General features: G+C 46.1%; 22 protein-coding genes. 13 read left to right on the forward strand and 9 right to left on the reverse strand.

All coding sequences use genetic code 11. The annotated features are described in order from the left end of the window. The first annotated feature begins 686 nt into the window (after positions 1 to 686). From ACFORK_RS09155 to ACFORK_RS09165, 3 genes are all read left to right on the forward strand, one after another. Positions 687 to 1,298, forward strand: coding sequence for a DUF2239 family protein (locus ACFORK_RS09155; protein ID WP_379197904.1), 612 nt, complete (start codon positions 687 to 689; stop codon positions 1,296 to 1,298). Between the two features lie 105 nt (positions 1,299 to 1,403). After that, positions 1,404 to 1,793: a DUF1330 domain-containing protein gene (locus ACFORK_RS09160; protein ID WP_379197906.1), complete on the forward strand. Its 390-nt coding sequence runs from the start codon at positions 1,404 to 1,406 to the stop codon at positions 1,791 to 1,793. Between the two features lie 18 nt (positions 1,794 to 1,811). Then, entirely contained in the window at positions 1,812 to 2,720 is a 909-nt protein-coding gene (locus tag ACFORK_RS09165; protein ID WP_379197908.1) for an alpha/beta fold hydrolase, read from the forward strand. Positions 2,721 to 2,887: 167 nt separating this feature from the next. On the opposite strand, the gene ACFORK_RS09170 is transcribed toward ACFORK_RS09165, so the two are convergent. Together ACFORK_RS09170 and ACFORK_RS09175 are read right to left on the reverse strand one after the other, a co-directional pair. After that, on the reverse strand, positions 2,888 to 3,700 hold the full coding sequence (locus ACFORK_RS09170) for a spermidine synthase (RefSeq protein WP_379197910.1): 813 nt from the start codon (positions 3,698 to 3,700) through the stop codon (positions 2,888 to 2,890). Between the two features lie 341 nt (positions 3,701 to 4,041). Further along, positions 4,042 to 4,221, reverse strand: a complete 180-nt coding sequence (locus tag ACFORK_RS09175) for a hypothetical protein (RefSeq protein ID WP_379197912.1) — start codon at positions 4,219 to 4,221, stop codon at positions 4,042 to 4,044. A 135-nt stretch (positions 4,222 to 4,356) separates the two neighbouring features. On the opposite strand from ACFORK_RS09175, the gene ACFORK_RS09180 reads away from it, so the two are divergent. The 7 genes from ACFORK_RS09180 (at position 4,357) to ACFORK_RS09210 (ending at position 13,301) form a co-directional block, all read left to right on the forward strand. After that, entirely contained in the window at positions 4,357 to 6,159 is a 1,803-nt protein-coding gene (locus ACFORK_RS09180) for an SgrR family transcriptional regulator (RefSeq protein ID WP_379198568.1), read from the forward strand. 118 nt (positions 6,160 to 6,277) lie between these two features. Next, complete coding sequence (locus ACFORK_RS09185) at positions 6,278 to 7,795, forward strand: spore germination protein (protein ID WP_379197914.1); 1,518 nt, start codon at positions 6,278 to 6,280, stop codon at positions 7,793 to 7,795. Next, positions 7,792 to 8,991, forward strand: coding sequence for a Ger(x)C family spore germination protein (locus tag ACFORK_RS09190; RefSeq protein ID WP_379197916.1), 1,200 nt, complete (start codon positions 7,792 to 7,794; stop codon positions 8,989 to 8,991). The genes ACFORK_RS09185 and ACFORK_RS09190 overlap by 4 nt, the downstream gene beginning before the upstream one ends. Next, positions 8,978 to 10,084: a GerAB/ArcD/ProY family transporter gene (locus tag ACFORK_RS09195; RefSeq protein WP_379197918.1), complete on the forward strand. Its 1,107-nt coding sequence runs from the start codon at positions 8,978 to 8,980 to the stop codon at positions 10,082 to 10,084. Before ACFORK_RS09190 ends, ACFORK_RS09195 begins: the two co-directional genes overlap by 14 nt. Continuing rightward, positions 10,081 to 10,284 carry a hypothetical protein gene (locus tag ACFORK_RS09200; protein WP_379197920.1) on the forward strand — a complete coding sequence of 68 codons (204 nt, stop codon included), beginning with the start codon at positions 10,081 to 10,083 and terminating at the stop codon, positions 10,282 to 10,284. Before ACFORK_RS09195 ends, ACFORK_RS09200 begins: the two co-directional genes overlap by 4 nt. Positions 10,285 to 10,541: 257 nt before the next feature. Beyond that, on the forward strand, positions 10,542 to 11,483 hold the full coding sequence (locus ACFORK_RS09205) for an alpha/beta hydrolase (protein WP_379197922.1): 942 nt from the start codon (positions 10,542 to 10,544) through the stop codon (positions 11,481 to 11,483). A gap of 315 nt (positions 11,484 to 11,798) precedes the next feature. Continuing rightward, complete coding sequence (locus ACFORK_RS09210) at positions 11,799 to 13,301, forward strand: glycoside hydrolase family 30 protein (protein WP_379197924.1); 1,503 nt, start codon at positions 11,799 to 11,801, stop codon at positions 13,299 to 13,301. A gap of 73 nt (positions 13,302 to 13,374) precedes the next feature. On the opposite strand, the gene ACFORK_RS09215 is transcribed toward ACFORK_RS09210, so the two are convergent. The 7 genes from ACFORK_RS09215 to ACFORK_RS09245 all read right to left on the reverse strand — a co-directional run bounded on the left by ACFORK_RS09215 (position 13,375) and on the right by ACFORK_RS09245 (position 21,649). Beyond that, positions 13,375 to 14,517, reverse strand: coding sequence for a Ger(x)C family spore germination protein (locus ACFORK_RS09215; RefSeq protein WP_379197926.1), 1,143 nt, complete (start codon positions 14,515 to 14,517; stop codon positions 13,375 to 13,377). Further along, complete coding sequence (locus ACFORK_RS09220) at positions 14,517 to 15,965, reverse strand: spore germination protein (RefSeq protein WP_379197928.1); 1,449 nt, start codon at positions 15,963 to 15,965, stop codon at positions 14,517 to 14,519. The genes ACFORK_RS09215 and ACFORK_RS09220 overlap by 1 nt, the downstream gene beginning before the upstream one ends. Next, entirely contained in the window at positions 15,962 to 17,056 is a 1,095-nt protein-coding gene (locus tag ACFORK_RS09225) for a GerAB/ArcD/ProY family transporter (RefSeq protein ID WP_379197930.1), read from the reverse strand. Before ACFORK_RS09225 ends, ACFORK_RS09220 begins: the two co-directional genes overlap by 4 nt. 168 nt (positions 17,057 to 17,224) lie before the next feature. Beyond that, complete coding sequence (locus ACFORK_RS09230; RefSeq protein ID WP_379197932.1) at positions 17,225 to 18,112, reverse strand: DMT family transporter; 888 nt, start codon at positions 18,110 to 18,112, stop codon at positions 17,225 to 17,227. 151 nt (positions 18,113 to 18,263) lie between these two features. Beyond that, positions 18,264 to 18,992 (reverse strand): helix-turn-helix transcriptional regulator, encoded by a 729-nt coding sequence (locus ACFORK_RS09235; protein WP_379197934.1) that lies wholly within the window; start codon positions 18,990 to 18,992, stop codon positions 18,264 to 18,266. A gap of 86 nt (positions 18,993 to 19,078) precedes the next feature. Beyond that, complete coding sequence (gene shc / locus ACFORK_RS09240) at positions 19,079 to 20,971, reverse strand: squalene--hopene cyclase (RefSeq protein WP_379197936.1); 1,893 nt, start codon at positions 20,969 to 20,971, stop codon at positions 19,079 to 19,081. Between the two features lie 234 nt (positions 20,972 to 21,205). Further along, positions 21,206 to 21,649, reverse strand: coding sequence for an OsmC family protein (locus ACFORK_RS09245; RefSeq protein WP_175371058.1), 444 nt, complete (start codon positions 21,647 to 21,649; stop codon positions 21,206 to 21,208). 272 nt (positions 21,650 to 21,921) lie between these two features. Here ACFORK_RS09245 and ACFORK_RS09250 point away from each other — a divergent pair, with 272 nt between their 5' ends. From ACFORK_RS09250 to ACFORK_RS09260, 3 genes are all read left to right on the forward strand, one after another. Beyond that, positions 21,922 to 22,410: a YfbM family protein gene (locus ACFORK_RS09250; protein ID WP_379197938.1), complete on the forward strand. Its 489-nt coding sequence runs from the start codon at positions 21,922 to 21,924 to the stop codon at positions 22,408 to 22,410. A gap of 134 nt (positions 22,411 to 22,544) precedes the next feature. Beyond that, positions 22,545 to 23,672 (forward strand): NAD(P)/FAD-dependent oxidoreductase, encoded by a 1,128-nt coding sequence (locus ACFORK_RS09255; RefSeq protein ID WP_379197940.1) that lies wholly within the window; start codon positions 22,545 to 22,547, stop codon positions 23,670 to 23,672. A gap of 159 nt (positions 23,673 to 23,831) precedes the next feature. Next, positions 23,832 to 25,037, forward strand: a complete 1,206-nt coding sequence (locus ACFORK_RS09260; RefSeq protein WP_379197942.1) for a GerAB/ArcD/ProY family transporter — start codon at positions 23,832 to 23,834, stop codon at positions 25,035 to 25,037. Positions 25,038 to 25,070: the final 33 nt, after the last annotated feature.

Consider the following 25,070-nt stretch of genomic DNA (forward strand, 5'->3'; position numbering starts at 1 on the left):
TGGATTGAAATAAGTTAATGCTCACGGTCATTACCTTTTCTTTCGTCACTCCCTACACGGGAGTGTGGATTGAAATCATTAATTAGCAGAGGTACAGCACAATTATTAGCGTCACTCCCTACACGGGAGTGTGGATTGAAATGATGGACGGTGTAACGAACCTATGTATGCAAGCGGGTCACTCCCTACACGGGAGTGTGGATTGAAATCTACGATATAACCGATAACCTCCGGTTCAGGCGCGTCACTCCTTACACGGGAGTATGGATTTAAATATTTTTGAGTTCTATACAGACGGCCTTCTTTCTGGCCTGCTGTTAACTTTTTCATTCTTGCCCCAACCGTCTAACCCCTTAACCTTCCAACAATCAAATATGATAAAAAGCAGTAGAAGCCTGCAGATCTCGCAGAACTTTCACTGCTTTTTATCACATACAACATCTCATTACACAAGTATCAGTGCAAGAAGACCAACCGCCAACGTTCGTACTTCTGGTTAAAAGTATTGCCTCGAAGCATCCACATTTGATTTTTCAACTGAAAATAAAGTAACAGCGCGACCCTATTAGGTCGCGTTTTTTGCATTTATTACCTCTATAACGAATGATAAATTTTATTTTACCCGGGTAATATTGATTTTTTATTTTTACCCGGGTATAATTGAGGCAATCAGAGAGGAGGTCAGCATGAGTAATTCCATAACGCACTTTAACTGCACGGCATTTTTGGGTGTGGGAGTCGTCGCCAGTGGTTCGTTACAGCACGTTGTTTCTACAGTGAAGGATGCTCTGGATGACAGAGACCTCACAGAGTTGCTTATTTTTGACGATTCCACGGGGAAGCCAATAGATGTTGATTTTCGTGGAAATACAGATGATGTGCTCAAACGATTAGGAGAACAGTATGGTGACTTACCCAGTACGGAAGTGAACCATGAGCCCGCACGGCGGGTCGGTCGACCCAAGCTGGGGGTTGTATCCGGTGAAGTTACGTTATTGCCACGGCAATGGGAATGGCTTAAGAGTCAACCCGGTGGGGCGTCGGTAACATTGCGAAAACTCATTGATGAAGCACGCCGTGCCGGAGAAAAAGAGAGCAATATCCGAGAGTCACAAGAAGCAACCTATAACTTTATGACGGCTATGGCCGGGGATTTCCATCAATACGAGGAAGCTCTGCGGGCACTGTATGCTAGTGATTTGGAACGTTTTTACCATTTCATCGATGACTGGGCACCTGATATCAGAAACCATGTCAAGAAATTAGCCGCTAATGCATTCGCTGAAGAGGACGTATGAATGAAAGCAAGTGAAGGCGTAAAAAAATAAAAGGGAAATATGAAAGGAGTCGCTATGACTGAATTAGAATCTACTCGTTACATCGAACCATCACAACGAGCTGGCATGAGGTTCATACAACGAGGCATTGAAGGTAACATCGTCATGCTGAACCTGCTGCGTTTTCGTGATGTTGCTGATTACACAGCCAATCCTGAACTAACACCGGAGGTCTCCATTAGCGGTGCCGAAGCTTTCAACCGCTACATTGAGCACACCCTCCCATATCTCCGTGAAAGCGGAGGTGAAATTGTGTTTCTTGGCAATGGCGGGGAGTTTCTTATCGGACCCGAAGACGAGAAATGGGATCTCGTCATGCTGATCCGCCAGAGTAGTGCGCAGTCATTCCTGGCTTTTTCAAGTCATCAAGACTATCTGACCGGTATCGGTCACCGCACTGCAGCGATCGAAGATTCACGGCTTCTACCTATAACAGAGCTTCCGATCCCAAATTAATTGAAGGAGAACATGATTATGAATATTATGAAAGTCAATGGCATTGAGCTAGCCTATGATAGCTTTGGTAACGAAAATGACGAGGCAATTATCCTAATTGCCGGGCTTGGAACCCAGATGATCCGATGGACGGTTCCGTTTTGTGAGCTATTAGCAGCGCGGGGGTTTCGCGTCATCCGCTTTGACAATCGCGACGTAGGTTGCTCGACACACTATAGCCATTATCCCACGCTGGATTTTGAAGCACTGGCAACTGCGCTTATGTCGGGAAAGCGGCCGGACATTCCTTACACACTCGATGACATGGCCAGCGATGCTATCGGACTGCTCGACGGACTTTCTATTGACCGCGCACATTTCGTTGGCAGGTCAATGGGCGGAATGATCGCCCAGGTTGCAGCTAGCAGATACCCTGAACGGGTGCTGTCACTCACCTCTATTATGTCTACTTCCGGTAATCCTACTCTTCCGCAAGCTTTGCAGGAGGTCATGGCGCTGATGACTACACCGGCGCCGAATCCCTTTGAGGATGAAGCAGGATTTTTGGCACACAGTTTCTCATTTGCGAAACGCATCGCCGGCACTGGTTATCCGTTTGAAGAGGACGCTTATCGGGCGCTCATTCTGGAAGAAGTCCGGCGTGCTTACGATCCAGGCAGTGTCGGCCGACAAATTGCTGCGATCGCTGTCTCCGGCGACCGTCGTCCGCTACTGGCGACCATAAAAGTACCAGCACTTGTCATTCATGGAGTGGATGATCCCTTGTTCGTCCCGGCATGTGGCGAGGACACGGCTTCTGCGATCCCTGGCGCCGAGCTAATGTTGGTTGACGGCATGGGTCACGACCTGCCGCATCAACTGTATAAAGTAACCGCTGATGCTATAGAGCGAACGGCTCGTCGCAATGGACACGTACTTCCTGAATAGGAAGCAGATCCATTTTAATTAACGGAGTTTCGTAACAGAGGATTCAACTGAACGTATATATGGAAGCAATCGAAAAAAGCGCCGGTTTCATGCTAATATCATGAGCCGGCGCTTTTTAAATTCATATTTTTCTAAAAAGAGGATGGTCACAGTCAGAAATGAATGATTCAGGTTGCGGGCACGCTGTCCCATATAACATGACCTGCGCCAGGAGAGATTTCCGTGAAGCCTGCCATTTTACGCTCCATAAATCCAATAGAGACATGGCTGCCGATCATCACGATGTTCAGCACATCGCCAGCATTGTCAGAAGGAAGGGCAAAGGCTCTCGTATAAGCAAATGTATGGCCCAGTGTAGTATGAATAGCGTTAATCATCCGGTCCTGTTCGCCTCTACCCATCAGATTCAGAATCACGGCTCCGCGTTCATCCAGCTTCTCAGCAGCCAGTGTGAAAAATTCCTCTGAGGTCAGGTGGGAAGGCGTACCCTTGTCCGTGAAGGCGTCAACGATTATGTAATCGTAGCTTTGCGGCGCTTCGCTGCTGAGAACAGAACGCCCATCTCCAACCACGACGTTGTCTCTGTTATACCCGAACCACTGTCTGCTGATCTCCAGCACCTTTTTATTGTGTTCAGCGACTTTCATCCTACGGTCTGCAAAATAACTGGCTATCGTCCCAATCCCATGTCCGATTAGAAAGGCAGCCTCAAACTCCGGAGCGTTATGTTCCATTAAGTGGATGATCGCTTGGGGATATTCAAATAAAACCCGATCCGGACGGTTCAGATCCATCGCCCCCTGGATCGCCTCGTTGGAGAATTCCAGCACCCGAAAAGCACCTTTTTCTCCATACAGTTCTGCCGTATCGTAGACCAATATCTCGTAGTTACCGCCAGAACCTTCGTCTATTTCCTTGTGCAGCAAGTTCAAATGTCCAATCTCCTTCTCTTTCTGTTGCCCAACCAGCTTCCAAGCCATCGTTACGTATTTTCTAAATATATCTTCTATTATGGATAGAGGCAACGGCAATCATCGAAATAGCTTCATCTAAAGTAATAAGGGGACCCGACACCTCATAATCTGTAAAAGGGGAACGAAGCAGCGTCTCTTTGGGAGAGGAGATACACGTCCGAGGAGCCATCCTTTACGAAGGAATGGAGGCGGACGCAGATGAGTATCGATCAGCTCATTGCATTGCTCGTTCTTGTCATCATGATCATACAGTTAGCAAACAACAACAAAGGCAAGTCCTGATTACGGCGCAGCCGGATGGCTTCCGAAGCTCAAGAACACTTGAGTCTCGGAAGTTTTTTTTCAAATTACATATTACGTTCTTGAACCTGATAATCCCCGCTCGGCATACGCCTCTCTAGCGTAAATTCTGTTTCACTATAGAGTAATTTCTCTATGCAGCTTTGAATCCGTCCGAAGAGTCCGATCTTGATTTCCCGCTCCTGATATCCTTTTAATTTTTCTATGATATATGGATGTTCCAGCATGACGTGATCCCCACTTTCTCTCTTTTGTTAAGGCTAATTATGTGCTTTTCAAAAGGGGACAAAAAGCGTATAATTGCCTCTAACGATTTCCCCTTTTAGGGGAAAAGCACGGGAAGGAGGCCACAAAAGGTGATCATGGCTGAACGTTATTTAACGCTTTATGAGCGCTTTGGAGGGAATAGCAGTGGGGGAATGCCTGTTGAGGCCACCTTGGAGGATCTCTCGGAAGCCTTATTCTGTACGTCCCGTAATGCGAAGCTTATCTTGCGCAAGCTGGAGGAAGAAGAGCTGATTGACTGGCTGCCTGGGCGCGGGCGCGGTAATCGCTCACGGATTGCATTCAAAGCCGACAAGGAGAGTTATCTACTGCAATTGGCTCAAAGCCGGGCAGAAAAAGGAGACTACAAGCAAGCTTTTGAGTTGCTGCAATCGTTCGGGGAAGGTACGTTGGCCAAGCCGAAATTTCTCGAATGGCTGAACGGCCAGTTCGGCTATCATAAAGAGGAAGCCAGCGATGGTATTTCTACCAGTGACACACTGCGTTTTCCCGTATATCGTCCTGTCACGACATTAGACCCGGCCCAGGTGAACTATTCCATTGACGCTCACCTGATGCGGCAATTGTTCAGCCGCCTGCTTCAGTTCGATGAGGGTGCTAGCAAAATTGTCCCCAGCATCGCTCATTACTGGACATCCAATCCAGAAGCGACGGAATGGACTTTCTATTTGCGTAAAGGGGTGCGTTTTCATAACGGCCATGAACTAACGAGCAGAGACGTGGCCTTTTCGCTGGAACGCTTACGTGGAGATACACTGAACCGCTGGCTGCTGCGCGGTGTGTACCAGATTGCAGTACTCGGACCACGGGTCCTGCGCATTCATCTCAAGCAACCGAACCGAATTTTTGACCGTTTCATGTGTTCCAACGCCGCATCGATCCTGCCTGTGAACCTTGGCGGTATGGAGGAGGAAGAATTCTGGCAGCTTCCGATCGGCACGGGGCCTTTTCGAATGGTCTCGCAGTCATCACACTGCATCGAGCTGGTTGCCAATGCGGCTTATCACGAAGGCAGACCTTACCTGGATGGCGTGGATGTAGTTGTTATGCCAGAGGAATGCCGGGATACAGCGGTCGACATGCCTGAGATGCTGCATAAGGGCTATGCCGGGAATCATCTTCTGGAGAAGCACATGGAGAATTGGCAGCTGCTTAAGAAGCTCTGTAGAGGATGCACGCTGCTCACCTGGAATCTGCGGCGTCCCGGCATCCAACAGTCGGAGGCATTTCGCCGGGCGGTACGCATGATCCTGAATACGAGTGACCTTGTCACGGAGCTGGGCGGGGACCGCGTAATGCCAGCCTACGGCTTCCGACCGGAAGGGAGCCAATCCCGCTCCGCAGATCCGCTTCTACCGGAGCGGGTTAAGACTGCGCTGCGTGAATCTCATTATGATGGCTCGGTTATCACTTTTACCGCCCATGAAAATTACGAAGAGGACGCTCGCTGGATTGTGGAGCGGCTTGGGCAATGGGGCATTCATATCGACCTCAAGATCCTAACCTGGGCAGAAGCGCCTGGCTGCTCTACGCCACTCCATGACGAGGACTTGAAGATCCACAGCTTTATTTTGCCTGAAGATGAAGTATGCGAGATTGAAGCCTATGAGCACGTAGATAGTGTCTTTAAGTTCTATCTGGATGACGAGCTGCACAACTGGATCCACGGGCGGATCGACGAGGCTTTAAGTGCTGATACGGAGGGCTTAAGACGCCAACACTTGAAGGTGATTGAGGAGCATTTGCGAGACGAGGCCTCCGTTATTTTTCTCCATCACAGGGAGCTACGAACCTATCTTCACCCGACCATTAGAGGCGTCAGTCTGAATGCCCTCGGCTGGATCGATTTCAAAGATATTTGGTTGGAAAAGCTGGACTGATACCAGGTGCCATCTGATCTTTGGCCTAATGACACGAGCGTTCTCTTTACGTATATTCAACTCCTCACTCGGAGATAATGGAACAATGATTCCAGTCTACAATTGAGGAGTTTTTGGTATGCCGAATCAAGACTCGAACCCAGCGCAAGATTCATCAGCTGTGCAAAGTCCGGTTTATAACCAACATGAACCGCTGTCTTTTGTGAATCGAATTAAGGATTATCTACATAGTCCGCCTGACCTTATCATTCACTCGCTAGTCATTTCGCCAGGCATTCCTTGCAGCTGCTTGTTTCTCGATACCTTAACCGACAAGGACAAGATTGAGCATGAATTGTTGTCTTTTCTATCGGAAAAAGCATCCTTCGAGGATGTCACCCATGCAGATGAAATGATTAACGTCCTCAAGAGCCGCATTCCCTTCAGTTCTATTTCTTCTTCCAACGATTTCACGTTTTGTGTCAACAGTTTACTAAAGGGCGTCTGCCTGATTGTGGTTGCCGGCGCACCTGAAGTGTTATGTATCAACGTTTCTCAAACTAGCAAACGCAGTGTAGCGGAGCCAATGACAGAATCCACCGTACGGGGACCTCAGGTAGGATTTACGGAGGATATTACAGTTAATCTGTCGCTGCTCCGCAAACGAGTCCGCAACGTGCATTTGGTTATCGAGCAGGTCACAGCCGGTACGGAAACCGAGACCAACATGGCCTTGCTCTATCTGGACAATTTAGCATCCGGCCCAGTTATCGAAGAATTTCGTAAGCGTCTCGCAGCCATCCATACGGACAGCATTCTGGATAGCGCCTATGTGGAAGAATGGTTGCGGGAGCGTGCCTATTCGCCGTTCTCCACAATCCTTAGTACGGAGCGTCCGGATATTCTGACCTCGCATCTACTGGAGGGAGGGGTAGGCGTCCTGGTAGATGGAAGTCCTATTGCACTGGTCGGCCCCATTACTTTTTTTCAATTCTTCATTGCCCCCGAGGATTATTACCAGAGTGCTGATATTGCTACACTGCTGCGCTGGGTTCGCTTCCTGTCGTTTATGCTGTCCGTATTGGTACCGGCTCTGTATGTAGCAGTCGTGTCTTTTCAACAGGAGCTACTTCCTCATTCTCTCCTGATTAGCATTGCAGGGCAGAGGGAGGGGGTTCCTTTTCCCGCATTTGTTGAGGCTGCGCTGATGATGGTGACTTTTGAAGTGCTGCGCGAGGCGGGTCTTCGAATGCCACGGATCGCCGGGCAAGCGATCTCAACCGTTGGCGCACTGGTACTAGGGCAAGCGGCAGTTACAGCCGGGCTTGTCTCGACGGCGATGGTTATTGTAGTGGCGATTACGGCCATCTCCAATTTCGTATCCCCATCATACAGCTTTGGCATCACACAGCGGCTACTACAGTTTTTTTATCTGATGCTGGCTGGCGCGCTGGGATTTTTTGGTCTGCTATGCGGGGTCCTGATTACAGTCGTACACCTTGCTTCTCTAAAATCATTCAACGTTCCATACCTGTCGCCTATAGCTCCAACCGTGTTATCAGACTGGAAGGATATTCTTGTCCGTGTACCCCGGCCATGGATGGACACCTATCCCAAAATGAACGGAACCAGGAAGAGAAGAAGGAAAGAGCCATGAATGCTACCTTCCAAAAGCTTGCAGTCGCCGGAATCACGCTGTGCTGCCTGACCGGCTGCTGGGATCGAATAGAGATCAACGAATTGGCAGTCGCCGGCCTGACGGGATCGGAGATCGATCCACACACTCATGAGCAAATCGTGTATTACCAAATTATCAATCCTGGAGCATACGCCTCGGAATCGAGCAGTCGCAGCAAGGCTCCAGTGTACACATATAAAGTGCAAGGGAAGACCAAGGGCGGACTGGCTCAATTATCCAGTGTCACGTTACCTCGCAAGCTTTTTACAGATCATTATCAGTCTCACATCGTGACCGAACAGTACGCCAGAGAAGGCCTGCGCACCTTCTTGAACTATTATGAACGGCAGTTCAACAGGCGCTCGAGCCTCTATTTGTTCGTTACAGACTCTCCGCTTTCGGATGTGATGATGACCTATACGCCGCTGGAACAGCTGCCCGGACGGCTTTTGCGGTCACTCATTTCGAATACGAACAAGACCACAGGCCGAATCAGCCTGAAATCGCGGGTGAAAGACCTGGTAGAGAATATGGAATCATCCACGTTTACAGTGCTGCCCATAATCAGTCTGAAAGGAGAGAAACCGCTTCCTAGCACGACTCGTTTCGATGAGATTAACGGCAATCAAGGGAATTTAATGCTAACGGGAGCAGCCGTGTTCAAGCAGGATCGGATGATCGGGAAGATCTCACTTTGGGAGAATGGTTATTACAATTTATTGAAAGGTCAAGCTGGAAACTTCTTCGAGTCGATCGTGTTAGATAATCGGGTAGTTGATCTATATGCTCATAAAATAAAAACCAAGCAGCACCTGTCACTTATCAAAGGTGTACCTACCTGGAATGTGGAGATCACGGCCCATCTGGCTCTGCGAAATGATGAACAGACCGAGAAGCTGACTTGGGACAACTTATCCAAGATTACCGATCAATTTGATCTCAAGCTTATCGAGACTTCACAGAAACTCTATGCACAGGCTATAGACAAGAAGTGGGATTTGTTCGGGCTGGAAGACGAGATGAAGTACAAGCGGGGAAGCGCATGGAAGAAGCTGCAACAACAAGAAAATGGCTGGACTGAGACCAAACTGAACGTAACGATTAAAAGCAAAATTGAAGATATCGGGGAAATTGTTGATCCATATAAAGGAGGGGCAGGAAATGGAAAAGAGTAGGCTAACGGTTTGGCAGTTTTTTGTGCTGACCCTTTCCTTTCTAATCGGCACCTCCTTTTTCTTCATTCCCGGTGGCTTAATCGCCGTTGCCAAGCAGGACGCATGGATCGTTCCGTTATGGGCGGGAACAGCAGGTATTCTTGCCGCGTTGATCTGGTTACATTTATCCAAACTGCATTCGGGATTGTCAATCGTACAAATCTGTATCCAGGTTGTCGGCAAGCCGATAGGTAGTCTCTTAGCACTCTTGTATATCTTCTATTTCATCCAGCTTGCGGCTTTTATTACCCGGAATCTGGGTGACTTTATGAAACAAACGCTAATGCCGTTAACCCCATTAACTGTTTTTCATGTGATGTTCCTCTTTATTATTGGTTATGCAGTTTTCAAAGGGATTGAGACCATCGCCAGATCGTCAGAATTATTGTTTCTGATCATGGTAGTCACCTTTATTTTTGTGGTCTGTCTGGCACTGCTTGAGTGGGATTGGGGACGATTTCAGGGAATATTCCGCATGGATGTCTGGAAGACAATGAAGGAGACTAGTTCTATCTTTGGATTTCCGTTTCTGGAGGGGTTGATCTTTCTTATGCTGTTTCCATTTGTTCAGAGCAACAAAGTGAAGAGCAGCTTTATTCTGGCGTATGCGTTCGCGACGATTCTGCTAAGTCTGTCGACCTTTTTGACCATAGGCGTACTTGGCGTGACCCGCGCTTCCCACGATACTTATCCGTTCTTTGTCATTGTCCAAGAGATTCATATCGGCAACTTCTTCGAGCATCTGGAATCTACCATGGCGCTGATTTTACTGCTTGCGATTTTCATCAAACTGTCGATCGCTTACTATTGCTCTGTCCTGGGAATCTGTCAATTGTTTGAGATCAAGAACAGGTTTTGGGTAACGCTCGCACTTATTCTGCTAATTTCCGGTCTCGCTATGGGCTACGATAATGTGGTCGAGAATATAGAATTCAGCAAAAAATATGATTTTGAATACACGCTCTTGTTCAGTGTAATTCTGCCGTGTCTACTCTTGCTTGTCACATGGATTCGGAGAATCCGAAAGAAGCGAACGGAGGAGCCTGCCTCATGATCTGGTTTATTCTTTTTATGGCGGCGGCGATCGGGCTGAGTCTGAGGGTAATGGTAAGGGTGCGTACCCAAACCAAGGAAATTCTGGTGTTCTTGGTTATTGTTCTGCTGGGTTTCGCGGATTGGATTAGTATATTTACAGACCACAAGTTCAAACCAACCAAGCTGATTTCAATGCTACTGGATCTTGTGGGACTGTGAGAATTGGATTTCATCTAAGAGAAGATCAGTGATGATCCGATATAGTTAATGCTGAATATGAGCGGATACATGCGAAGTTCGTGATCATTTTAAGCCGTGCTCTTGTTTAACAGAACATTAACTCCATCCCGAACGCCAGCAAAGAGTTAAGGTTCTGTTAAAGTTATGTTTTACAAGAGCTAATCTTGGGTTGCTACAATGAGGGGGAAATAAGCGGGGGGATCAAAAAAATAAAGCACCCAGAGAGGAACTAATCTATGAAGAAAATACTGTCTTTTATGCTTAAATCAATAGGCGTTCTATTCTTGGCCATTATTCTTTTTGTTGTCGGTGTGTTCGTCGTCAATAAGGTCAGCAACAACGCGGAGCTGGGGAAGATAGAACCTTATGGTCAGAAGGTGTCGGTGGATGGAAAGAACATGAATGTCTTGATTGAAGGGAAGGGAGACGAAACCGTCGTGTTACTTACAGGCTTTGCAACAGCAGCCCCAGGCCTTGATTATAAACTACTGATAGACCAGCTAGCTCCCTTTTATAAAGTGGTAGTGGTAGAGCCTTTCGGCTATGGACTAAGTGATCTCACAGACAAAGAACGCACTATTGATAATATCGTAGCTGAGACTCATGAAGCGCTGCAAAAGTTAAATATCAACCACTACACACTGATGGCACATTCGATTGGCGGAATCTATGGATTAGAATACGTGAATAAATACGAAAATGAAGTTAAAGCATTTGTTGGGATTGACAGTAGTTTTCCAGCGCAATTGAGCAAGGAAGATGAAGAGTTTCCAACAGGAGTGTATAAGTTCCTTCGGGACTCAGGGTTCAACAGATTGCTCATGAAATTAAATCCTGACCAAGTGTTTGCACCGGACGGCGATGAGCATATAAAAGATCAAACTAGAATGATTACGCTTAAAAATGCGTTTAATTCAGATATGTTGAATGAAGGGGAGAACTTCGCGCATAACTTTAGAACTGCTGCAAGCTATAGCTTCCCTAAGAACCTTCCGGTACTCTTCTTCTTAGTCAAAGATACGACAGATGTTGCAGGCTGGAAAGAAGGGCATGAAGAGCAAATCAAAGACTCTGCATATGGAAAGATAATCGAGCTTGAAGGGGAGCATTATCTGCACCATACCCGTTCCAAAGAGATCGCGCAAGATTTCAGAAGCTTTATGGCAGAAGTTAAGTGAAAAAATATAAGGGCCGAATGAATCCATACTCCTATGGGTTCGTTGGGCTTTTCTATTACTTTGGTAACAAATTGAAATAAATATGTAATTACTTGTTGCAATTATTCCCAGCAGAGTGTATAACTATTAATGAAAACGATTACATTGAATGTTTGAATAAACCTGAGCCCGCTAAATTTGACTTGTTAAGAGGAGGTGTGAACGGAGAGAGCTGGTAAAAATCAGATTCGACACTATTTTTTGCTGCAAAATGAAATCGATTTCATTTTCTGCTATTTTGCATTATAGCCTACAAATCAAAAAGGAGTTGAGTTCATGAAAATATGGAAAAAGAGTGCTCTTGTACTGCTGTCCGGTCTTTTGATCTCTGCTGGTTCAACAGTACCTAATGCGGCCCACGCTGCTGGGGAACAGGTGGAGGTATGGATTTCGACCTCAGATCCCAATTCTGAACCCGCTGTTGGACTGAGTCCGACTGCCCGGCTGACCCGGATCGCGGATAAGAATTTCAGTAGTAATTCTGGCAATGCTGATGTCACGATTACAGTGAATGAGAACCAAAGGTATCAACAGATGGATGGTTTTGGCGTCTCTCTGACGGATGCTTCGGCCTGGCTTATGAACTACAAACTGGATAACACTAAACGTGCAGAAGTGATGGAGCGGCTGTTCGGAACTACGGGAATTGGTCTCAGCCTGCTGAGGCAACCTATCGGGAGCTCGGATTTTGCTTGGGCAGCCTATACGTATGCTGATGCGCCAAACGATACGTCACTGAACCAATTTACAATCGACCGGGACAAGGCTTATATTCTTCCAATGGTGAAAGCAGCTATCGCTAAGAATCCTAATATCAAAGTCATGGGCTCACCATGGAGTGCACCAGCCTGGATGAAATATTCCAATACGTTGAATGGTGGCAAGCTAAGAGCAGAGCACTATGGAACTTATGCGAACTATTTCAAAAAATACATCGAGGCCTATCAAGCAGAGGGAGTACCTATTTATGCCGTAACCCTGCAAAATGAACCCCTGTATGAACCATCCCATTATCCTTCTATGGGCATGAATATACAAGATCAAACAGGCTTTATTGGCGACTATCTCGGACCTACGCTGCGTAATGCAGGGATCAACACCAAAATCATCGCTTTCGACCATAACTATCTGGATTGGAACTTCCCTAATCAGGTTATTACCAATCTTAAGAATGCGGGCAAAGGCAGCTACGTTTCTGGTAGCGCTTTCCACCACTATGATAGCGGGGACGGCTCGCAGATGACTTCGATCCACAATAATCATCCGGATAAGGACGTCTGGTTCACGGAGGGTGGCTTCGGCAACTGGAATGATCCGCAGAACGGTACATCGAGCGGGTTCGATAATATGATCAATGAGTTTATCAATATTACGAGAAACTGGTCCAAGTCGATCATTACCTGGAACGCTGCCCTGGATCAAAAAGATGGTCCGGCCCTGCTTGCGGCGAACAACAGCAATAAAGGTATGCTAACGATCCGCAATTCGGATAACCGTAATGACGCGCCTGAGAACAATGTAACGTATCATAAGCAATACTATTTGCTCGGTCACTTCAGTAAATTTGTTGTACCGAATGCTTATCGCATTGACAGTAACACCGGATCAGAAGTTAAAAACGTCGCATTCCGCAATCCAGACGGCTCTAAAGTCGTAGTGGCGTACAACTCTTCCAGCGCACAGCGTAATGTGAAAATCCAGTGGGGCAGCCAAAGCTTCACTGTTACTATTCCAGGCAAGTCGGTCATGACTTACAAATGGAGCGGGACCGTTTCATAAAATCATATCATCAGGCCTTCGATACTTGATATCGAGGGCCCTTTTATGATCTGATGCGATTCTTTGTATAGATTTACTTCATTTTGGAAATACCGCCGCTGATCAGGTTCACTTTGATATCGAGCTTGTCAATGCTATTCGAATCGAGAGGTACTAGCCCCTTATCATTTAACTTGTTCCACGTTTGTGCATTGTTACGATAGAAGACATCCGATAGTCCATATACATCGGCACCAATCTCTAGACCTTTTGTGTAAGTCTTCATAATTTGCTCATTAATCTCTTCTATAGCTCTCAGTTCAAGCTTTTTCTTACTTAGATTTGTGCTGATCTCAGGAAGAGTGGCCTGCATAGACAATTTTATCTCGAAGACAGGTTTGCCGTTCTTCAGCTTGGGACGAATGGAGGATTTAATTTTGTTCATGACCAACAAAGCGAGGATGTCGTTTTGTTCATCCTTAATAACCAGGGGTGTTCTTATCGTACTTTTTTCAAGCCATCTATTCCCTAAAACATCGTTATCCTTCAAGCAGCCCCGAAATTGCTGGTTCTGCAGAAAACAAATTCCCTTCATGCTAATATTGGGTGAGGACGCTTTGTTACTGGTCCAGGCCGGTATAATTTCTAGATAAGGTAGTTGAACCGTTTCCGCTTTTTCTCTCCACTTCCAAATAAACTTGTAGAGGTACATCGGAGCGATGATGGAACTCTGTTCATAAATTCGCATAGGACTGTTAAGCTGCGAGTAGATCACCGATAAATCGGCGATTGACGTCGTATTCAGCACTTTATCCATGGAATCACTAGTCCCCATGGTCCAAACGGTATAACGAAATTCATAGTATCGATCCCACACTTCCAATACCTGGTTTACAACCTCTCTCTTCTTTAGCGCTGCTTCACTAAAAACGATCGTCTTCACATTACTCCAGACAATTCTTTGCGGGCTAGTCGAATACAAATTGAAAATCGCAGTATCAAAGGATTCACCGTCAGCTTTTCCTACGTATGTTTTCTGTTCCTGGGCTTGACCTGATTCTTTCTTGGCGATGCCACTAAAGTTAACCATCTGGATGTAAACAACGACCTTGTTATCTACATAATCGACTCCGAGTGTATTCACATAGATCATGTGCTCAATTTCCTTTGCTCCCCAACAACCTGTAAGGAGTGTGGAAAGCAGTGCAGGTATAAGAATGCATCGGATTATTCTCATTATCGATCTCGTCCTTTAATCCTCGTATTGTCAGTTAATCTTTTTTTCCCCCATGGCATTCTGAAAAACACCTTATACCATTCCTTAAACTGTGGCGGGGATAAAGGAGAAAGATAGTAGGTCCCGAAGGAACGTAAATTGACCATAAAGAGGATCAGTGCAAGCAGACAAGTCATCGTTCCAAACAACCCAAGAAACCCGCTAATGATGAGCACGGCAACCCGAAACAAGCTAACAACGCTAACTAATGACTGATTTACTAATGTAAAAGTGGCAAGTACTGAAATGGCGATAACCACAATCGTACCTGGACCTGCAATCCCAGCAGATATGGCCGCCTGACCAATAATCAGACCTCCCACCACCGACAAGGTCTGGCCAAAAGCGGAAGGCAATCGCATGCCCGCTTCCCGGAAAATTTCAAACAAAATAAGCATGACAATGGCTTCTAAAGGAGCGGGAAGAGGCACTCCCTGTCTGGAGTTGACTAAGGTTGCAAGCAATGTAAACGGGATTTGATCCTGGTGAAACGTAGTGATTGCGATCCAAAAACCCGGTAAAAACAAGGAAAGCAACACACCGAATACTCTTAATAACCTCGAAAAAGCAACAAAGAAATTCACCATATGTGCATCTTCCGAGGTGTTTAGCAAAAAGTTAAAGGTCACCGGCGCCATTATTACAGTAGGTGAACCATTCGTTAAAAGTACAAATTTACCATGAAGAAGCGAATTGGCTGCATAATCAGGTCTTCCTGTATAAGTGAATAATGGAAATAACGAAAATCGGGTCAGACTTTCTTCAAGCTGGGTACTACTAATCAATCCCCTCATTTGAACATTGTTCAGTTTTGTCTTTATTAAATGTAAAACATGAGGCTTGATCGTATCCTTGAGATATAAGAGATGAACTTTAGTCGCAGTTTGGGTTCCAATCGTGAATTCTTCAACCGCTAATAATTCGGTTTGGAGTCTTTTGCGAATAAGGGCAATATTGGTGAAAGAATCTTCTGTAAAGCCATCCTTCGGTCCCCGAGTTGACACTTCCGTATTCGGCTCCTCAGGTTGACGTTTAGGTGGATCAGCCAATTTGACAGTGAAGAACTGATTCGAAGGTGTAAATATCAGAAGAAGATCACCGCCCAGCACGGTTTCTTTCATCGATTGTTCGATCTCATCCATTGGCAGGGAAGTCATATGAAACGGAACCTTCTGCTGAAGATCAAGTCCATTGGATAAAAGGATAGATTCTGGAATTTTTTTTAATTCGGGTATAATGAATTGCTCCACCTTGACTACATCGCACAATCCCTGACAATAAACCAGTTGTACGGCATAATCCGAGGTAGACAAAGAGAGATCCATTCTCAAGATATCCGAACTTGACCCGAATAATGTTATAACTACATCCTCGATTTTTTGGGAATCCTTTTGCTCTTGCCCTGTCATGATGCTGCTTTCCCCTTTCGATGAGCCAAGCTAATCAACCCCGCAATAACTACAGAAAAAATCAGCACCCCCCATAAAGAAAAGGGAAGTACGTAGGAAGATAATAATTTCAGAAAAAATTGATCACTAAAAGGGATAGCTGTGAACACTACAATCATTAAAAAAATGCATCCAAGTATCCACATCTTCATTTTTTTGCTTTGAATTTGGAATATGTCGAGAATAAGGAACATGGTTAGGGAAATTCTCAGAAAAGCACCGCTGAACCATTGGTAAACACTAAAAAAGTCCAAATGCTCAATGTAACTGCCAATCGTCAATAATCTCCATTCTTCATATGCAGGAAACCTGAGTTTACCTGCCTCATCCGGACCAAATTCAACAATTGCTCCAATAATCGGCCCCATGGTGAGACCCAAAATAAGCAGGATCATAATCAGAAATGAAATGTAGGAGAGGCGAGATTTGATGTGATGCTGCATAAATAGAAGCATGATGACCTCAACAAAACCCGCACCAACGTAGAGAGTTCCGTTCCAGACTGGTTGTAGGCCATGCTCAAGTATAGGTTTTAACAAGGAATAATCTTTATGGGTTGTGTTAGAGAACATTATAAAAAAGCCCAATATAACAACAAAAGGCAATAAAATACCGGCGGTATTAGCGAGGGAATGAATGCCTAAATAAGCATTTATGGCAGAAATAAAAAGTAAGATGAGAGTAAGTACCAGTATGGGGGTCTCCGGGGAAAAGGTGAGATGCACCCAATATACGGTGTCCCTAGTTGTAAGCATGCATATCACAAACAAATATACGCCAGCGAACACGGCAAGCATACGGCCAACGAAGGGATGATATGCTTTTGCCAGCCATTCGAAAAGATGCTGTTTCTTAATTTTGGTACTGCTAATGTGCAGAATAAAAATCCAGACTAGCGCACAGGCGCCTGCCAACAGTACCGAGATCCAAGCGTCCCGCTTTGCCGCATCCAGCAGGATAGGAATGATGATGACATGATTTAGAAGGCCAGTGCTCAGCATAATAATCATGGTGGATTGAATAAACGAGATGTTTGTTTTTATTTTCCCCATCCTCCTAAATAAACCGGCTCATCTTTACCTTATAGTGTCATTCTTTTCAGTGAAATATTCTGCTAAATCATCGAGAAGCTTTTACGAAATAAGCAATACAACGCAAAAAAACGTAGTCAGTGCACTTATTGTGCAGCGGCTACGGTTTTTTCACTGTGGGACCCTGGTTCAGTTCTTTCGAGGTTTAACTTTTGCAAATAGCTTAATATTGCCCGATAAGAATAGCCCAATCACAACAACGACAGTTGCCACGATATCAAAGGAGGTTACTTGTTCATGGAGAACAACCGCTGCCAGAATAAAGCCGAATATAGGCGTCATGAACAACCAATTGTTAGCTCTAACAGGGTCTTGTTTTAATAGATAGAACCAAAGCAACATAGTCCCGATGGAGATGACGAAGACCAACCAAAGCAGCGAGCCAAGGAGATGCATATCCGGCTTTAAGAAAAAGATATCCTTTTCGAGAAAATAGGCAATGGGCAGTGCTACGATCCCACCGATACATAACTGCCACGTGTTGATCACGATGCTGGGTAAATCCAGATTGATCTTCTTGAAATAAACACTCCCCACTGCCATTGAGAGCATCCCGATCCCTAAAATGATCAGGCCGCTTATACTAGCCTCGCCACCCGCGATAGACGGCCAGGTAGCTATCAACAATCCGCAGGCCGCGACTAACATCCCCAACCATTCTTTTATCGAAATGCCTCGTTTCAGCCAGAGATAGGAGAGGAAGGCAACGAGAAAAGGATTGGTGGCCACGAACAAATTAAACAAGCCCGCGGACACATAGGTTAACGCCCAAAAAGTCGCTCCCAAGTAAATTGTTGTGTTCAGAAGTCCCAGCACAATTAGCGGCAGCCATTGCCGGGGCTTCGGCCAGGAAAATTTCCTGTTCAATCCGTACACATACAGAAAAAGCAGCAGTCCGGCCGAAAGAAAACGAAACGTGGCCAATGCCAGTGGTGTTGTAGAGTCCAACCCGAATTTGGTGGCTATGGCCGCAGAGGACCATAAGAATGTGAATAGTAAACCCAATGTTGTCGACATGATTCTGCTCCTTCAAATGAAATGCCCAAAAACCGCGATTCACAGACAATCACAGTTATAAGGGGAACTTGCCATGTACTTGCACGGGTCAAGTTCATATTCATTTTACAGGGTCAGAAGTGGGCATTTTTGTCTGGATTTCAGGTTGATTTTACACCGTGCCAGATGTGGTATGCTGTTTACGGTATTGGCTCGGGGTTGTCTTCTCGATTTGTTGGAACAAACGGGTTAAGGAAGATTGATGCTCCAAGCCTACTTGAAGGGCAATCTGCAGCATGGAGTAGTTGGTTTCGCGCAGTAATTGCTTCGCTTTATTCAACCGGACGTCTTGCAGATAACTGGACGGTGTTGTCCCAGTTTCTCTAATAAACCAATCAGAATAATATGACCGATTATAATGCTCTAGTTCCGCTAACTGCTGCACCGTTATATTCTCGTGATAGTGCTCATGAATATACTGGATGGATCTAGGCTGCCGCTGACTGATTAAATTATGCGAAATATAAGGGTACAGCTCTTTAAGAGCGGAAGGAGAGGCCGCTTCTTGGCTCAATTCATTCAGGATAAGATACCGGATGCCTTTCCACTTGTTGTTTAACGCGTACGGGGTTCCTTTATGGTCCAGCCTGCTGGATGGAATCATCACATCTGGAATATCCAACACCAGAAACTCGTTACGTACATTGGAATGAAAAGAATGATCACATTTAGGAGGGACGTAAAATAATAGCTCGTCACCGAGCACATAATTTTCAGCACCTGCTTCGATAGCCATTTCACCTTGCAGCGGCAAAATTAATTGTGCATAGGGGTGGGAGTGTGTCACCCGAGAGGCGGTATAGGTTCGTCGTTCTGCTATAAGTTCTCTATGGATGTTCATGGTAAGTTCCCCCTCGACAGTTCAACAACGTTAATATATATATCCTTACGATTACTTTTGCCTAATTCTACGATGAATTCATTGATCTAGCAATCCCCGTATTTCTGTCTGTAATGACTTAATGCGAGCAGCGGCCAGATGTAACGGTAGCTATGATAATGGATATAAAAGTTGCCGGGGAGACCAGCACCTGTTGGATAAACAGTCTTCCAATCATCTTCATGCATGGAGGTAATAAGCTTGCGAATCCCTTGATCTATCGCGGGTATTGGCTTTGGGTGAGTGGCGATTAGCGCATCTAAAGCCCAGGCTGTTTGGGAGGGGGTGCTTTCACCTAAAGGGACATAATGAAGAAGGCGATCACTATGGCAGGATTCTCCCCAGCCGCCGTCCGGGTTTTGGATGCTTAAGAGCCACTGGGCTCCTTTTTGCACGGAATCATGACTTGTCGGCACGCCGACAGCCACCAAACCGGTTAATGCAGCCCATGTCCCATATATGTAACAAACACCCCATCGTCCATACCATGAACCATCCTTCTCCTGATTATGGATTAACCATTTACTGCCCCGTTTGATGAATTCGTGCCGCATATCTAGCCCGGTAAAGTTCCCGAGATACTCCAAGGTACGGCCTGTAAGATCTGCCTCGGAGGGATCGGTGGCTGCGGATTTGGCACCGTCGATGGCGAGCCATGTGAGCATTTCTTTGTTGGTGTTTTTTTCAAAAGCCGGCCAGCCGCCGTCTTTATTCTGCATGGACAGCACCCAATTCAGTCCGCGATTCCAGGATTCCTGATACGCTCCCGTTGTTCTTGACAAGCTATAGAGCGCCCGTAATGCAGCTGTCGTGTCATCTACATCCGGATTAATCGTATTAGACTCGGAAAAACCCCATCCTCCCGGTTCTACATTGGGATTGTGGATGCTCCAATCTCCCCGTTTATGGTGCTGTCTAGACAGCAAATAGGATGCAGCACGAGTAATCGCTTTGTGATCATCTCCTATTCGGGACTCTTGCAAAGCATAAGAGATTAGAGCAGTATCCCATATGGTGGAGGGAGAGTTTTGCATTGTTGTTTTAGCTGGGGAACGGTACTGCATCGCTGTAAGTCCTTCAATAGCTTTAGTAATCAGAGGGTGCTGCTCATCGTATTTCAGGGCCAGCAGGGCAAAAATCATCAGAATTGTACTGGTAGCGTAGCTGTAGAGGGTGCTGTCAGATTCGATGCGTTGGAGTATGAACTGTTCTGCCTTGTCCCTGGCGGCTTCATGGATAGAGCGGGGTGTTCCAATAAGTCTGCTTAAACCTGAGTGAATGTCATCTTGCATCTCCTGATACCCGTGTAAGTCCGGCTCCTCAACGTCAATTCGTGAGTCTAAGAGGTCTGACAGGTCGGGAGCATCAGCGGTTGTAATCGAGAAACGCCGGTCGGCCATGATCAGCATAGGGGTGAGGTGGACTCTTGAATAACCGGAGAACTCATAATAATTAATGGGGAAGTAATTGGGGAACATCAGCACTTCCAGCGGAATGAGGGAGATCGATAAAGGCCATTTGGATTGCCCGGTAGCAGCGAGAATGGCTTTAGTTAAAATGCTGGTGACTTTTGCAAGTCCACCTTTGGACTGGATATAACGCTTGGCTCGCTGGATAGGCTCGTCTGTGATTTTGCTGTATCCGGAATAGAGCAGGGCGTAGTAAGCTTCCACAGTTGCGGATAAGTTCCCGTCCTCTTCATCTGGGTATAATCTCCAGAACCCTCCTGGCTGCTGTTCGTTAAGGATACGGTCATACAGCTTCCGGATCAGCGCCTCATTCTGCACATTCAATATCCGGAACAGAATAATGACATAGGCATCAATGACGATTCCGTTCTCAAAACAATAATGCCACGATCCGTCTTGCCGCTGCTGCTGCAACAGAAATGATGTCAGCCGGTCAATTTCCTTATCTACTGTGCTAAGAACATCGCTCATTCTTGGGTACCTCCGAAGACCGTAATTAGTCGCATTATATGAAATTATATGATGATGGAATGGTGGAGATGATTGAGTCAACTTTATTGCAGCAGCTTGTGGCAGAGCCAATAAGAGTTTTTGTTAGATCGGATCATGTAATTCTGAATAAAAGTTATAGGGCTGCAAAGTTGCTAGGTAGCAACTCTACAGCCCTATTGTAGCTTGAAAGCGATTCCGTTTATTAATTTTCAACTATTCAATTACTATGCGGTTCAACTTGAGATTGACTGGAGCGGCAAGGGTGTCGCCTACAGGGCATTTACTCTCTAGAAATTGCACGAATTGCTCGATTCTTTCGGCAGGCGATGAGGATTTTATGTAGAAGGTGTAGCGAATATCGGAGTATCCTGGACGGACTTCAGATCGGTTGAAAAATCCATCGAGATCCAGATCACCTTCAACCTCAACTCTGAAATCTTCCAGCTCTACTTCAAACTTGGGAGCATAGACTCGGGCTACAATGGATTGGCAAGCGCCTAAAGAGGCAAGCAAAGCCTCGACAGGATTCATTCCTGTATCCGTACCTCCAAGGCTTTGAGGTTCGTCGATGATGAGCTCGAATTGTCTTGCCTTCGTTACGACTCTGACGCCGTCTTGCAGATGGGCAGTGGCTTTGAACGTTTGAACATTTGGCATGAGGTAGGCTCCTTTTTCTGGACGCTCCATAAAGTGATGGGAAGCTTCGCGGTGTTTTAAATCCTAGTATTTAACTTTGATTAATTTAGATTATAGTTCTATTGCTTACAATCTGTCAATCTTTGAGAGATTAGCACCTAGACATTAATTTGAATTGGTTATTTGACGTATAAGTAGAGTGGTGGGAGAATTAGTTAATGAAAATAATTCCCCGATGTTACATTTTCAAAGGTCAGTATAGTCATTACTAAAATGGAAAGAAGGATGACGACATGGGAATGCGTGGATATTACTTTGCTATGGATGACAGCTTGGTGCAGCAAATCGCAGCAGGCGAGATTGCATTGAAGAGTTTGAAAATAGACGATTATCCCGGACTGGACATTGATAGATCCTGGGAGGCAATCCACTATTTGCTTTGTGGAGTTATTTCCGATGGAGATGCCCCTCTTGGCTATGTTGTTCCGCTGACGTCAGACAAAGGTATCGAATTCGGCTCATTCGGGGCGTTCTCCTTACGCGCCGGGCAAGTTGCAGAAGCGCTTCAGGCTATGTCTGAGCTGGATGAAGAGCAGCTCCGCCTGCGGTATGATTTCCCGGCCATGGTAAAGGAGGAGGTATATCCCCTTGACCCTGAAACTGTTTCAGACGAGGATAAGGACGAGTTCTTTGGCTATATGCTTCAGTATTTTAACGAAATCCAGCGTTTCTACAGCCAAACTGTAGCCGAGGGTAAAGGTCTTATCTTCTATATTTTCTGATTCCAATAATTTGAATCCTCGCAAGCGGCTGCGGGGTTTATGATCATTCCTGGGGTGTGAGTCATACGGAGGGGGTCTATGAGCTAAGTCTGATATAATTAATAGATGCAGAGATTAAGGGAAGGAATGTTATTGTGAAGAAAGTTATCATCATTGGATCAGGAATTCTAGGAGCTTCGACAGCTTATCAGCTAGCAAAAATGGGTGCAGAGGTCCTTATCATAGATCGTCAGGATAGCGGACAGGCTACGGATGCGGCAGCGGGCATAATCTGCCCCTGGCTTTCTCAAAGGCGCAATCAGGCGTGGTACCAGCTGGCAAAGTCCGGCGCACGTTTCTACCCCGGATTAATTACTGAACTCTTAAACGAAGGGGAAACTGAGACGGGCTATGCACAAGTAGGCGCGCTTAGTATTCATCATGATCTGGAGAAAATCGGGAAGATGGAGGAACGGGCGCAAATACGCAAAACTGATGCACCGGAGATTGGTGAAATAACCCGACTTGATGACAAAGAGACCCATGAGCTATTTCCACTATTAGAAGAAGGTTATCATTCTGTTCAAATTAGCGGAGCCGCTCGGGTCGATGGCCGTGCATTACGCGATGCACTGCTTCGATCTGCGCAAAGAAATGGAGCTGTCCTTGTACACGGGGATGCCAAGCTACAATTTCAAGAAAACCGTGTAACAGGTGCAACTGTCGGTGCACAAAGCTTCCTGGCGGATGAGGTCATAGTTTGTGCAGGGGCATGGGCACCACAGTTGCTGCAACCTTTAGGGGTTCAATTCGAGGTTCGTTATCAAAAAGCACAAATCATGCATTTGCAGGTCGAAGACCAACAAGATATAGGTAGCTGGCCGGTTATCATGCCGCCGTCTGACCAGTACTTGCTGACTTTTGCTGGGCAGAAGATTGTGATTGGGGCGACTCATGAGAACGAGATTGAAGGCTATGATACCAGGATTACCCCCGGGGGGATGCAGGAAGTTCTGAACAAAGGGTTAGAACTGGCACCTGTTCTAGCCAATAGTACGTTTCAAGAGGTACGAGTCGGATTCCGTCCGTTCACACCCGGTTTTCTTCCGGTGCTGGGGGCTATACCTGGCTGGGAGGGACTAATAGCAGCCAACGGTCTGGGAGCGTCGGGGTTGACGATGGGGCCTTTTATCGGCAGCCAGCTGGCGAAGATGGCACTGGGATTGGATCCCGATATTAATATCCTTGATTATGATATTGGACAAGCTTTGAGCAAAATATGAGTTAAGATCACTAACTAATTCTATGAGAGCCTCCTTATCTGTACGACGTACGGGTAAGGGGTTCTTTGCGTTGCATTCGATGTGAACATAATATATGCATGTAAACCCAAAACAAGGTAATAATACAGTTGTTATCGGTAACAAATGGAGGACTCAAATTTGAAACTTACCCGAAATCAAATGATGTGGCTCGTCTTTTGCATAAATGTCGGGCTTCCGATCTATCTGTCCGGGACGATGAAAGTCACCAAGCAGGACGCCTGGTTCAGTGTGATTCTGGCGGGCGTCGCGGGCTTTATCGTGCTGGCATTGGCCGTACGTAACGCAAAATATTTCCCGGGCCAGACTTTTATAGAATTCAGCCAGGAAGTGCTCGGCAAATGGGTGGGGCGGTTTTGGGTGCTTCCTTATTTAGCCTATTGGATGATTTCACTTGGGAATACCTTGCGATCCGTCGTTGATTTTATAATCATGGCTTTGTTTCGGGAAACGCCACTTACGGCTGTAGTTATTGTCTTGTTTGTCGTCGTTGCCTTTGCTGTAGCTACGAATGGAATCAACACCATCGCCCGCTGCGCCGAACTGATGGGACCTTTCATTGTGTTGATGTTTTTTTGTATATATATATTGAACTTGAGCAACCTGGATTTTGCATTTCTATTTCCTATCGCTGCTGATACGAGTCCTTTAAACATGGCTAGAGGCACCTTCACAATGATGGAGATGTACGGGGATTCTTATTTGCTTGTGTTGGTCTATGGATTCTTGAACAAACAAAAGGGGGTAACCCCGAAGATTTATGTCGGATTTGTACTGGCGGTTGGGTTAATGGTCCTCACAACGACTTTTATCCTGTTAACCTTCGGACCGGGACTGGCCGCTAAGATGCAATATCCGCTTTATGAGCTGGTCCGGTATATTGAAGTCGGTGAGTTTCTGCAGCGGCTTGAGGTCGTGATGATCGCGCTGTGGGTCTGCAGCGCATTCATCAAGCTGGGGTTTTATTTATTTTGCCTTAGTTACGGGACTGCACAGTGGCTTGGTATTAAGCAATGGAAGCTGCTCATTATTCCCATTTCGGTGCTTGCCGTATGGGCAGCGGGTCTTACGTCCAGTCTGCTGACAACCCGGGCGCTTCTCTTGAGATACATTGATCCGATAGTGCTTCCGCTGCTTTACCTGGTCCTTCCGGTAGTTCTCTGGATCATGATTCTGCTGCACAGACGAAAGCAACAAAAAGCACAAACTGGTGTAGTCCCCAAAATCCCCAAGGTGAGCCTGGGGTGGAAATGGTCCGGGGTTACGCTGCTGATTCTTATGCTCAGTATGTATTACTATGTGTACATTCACTATTTCAAAGTCTAGCCACATGAATAAATCAGGATAAAGCGAGGGATG

The organism is Paenibacillus sp. GCM10012306, from assembly GCF_042649265.1.
Classification (GTDB): domain Bacteria; phylum Bacillota; class Bacilli; order Paenibacillales; family Paenibacillaceae; genus Paenibacillus_AQ.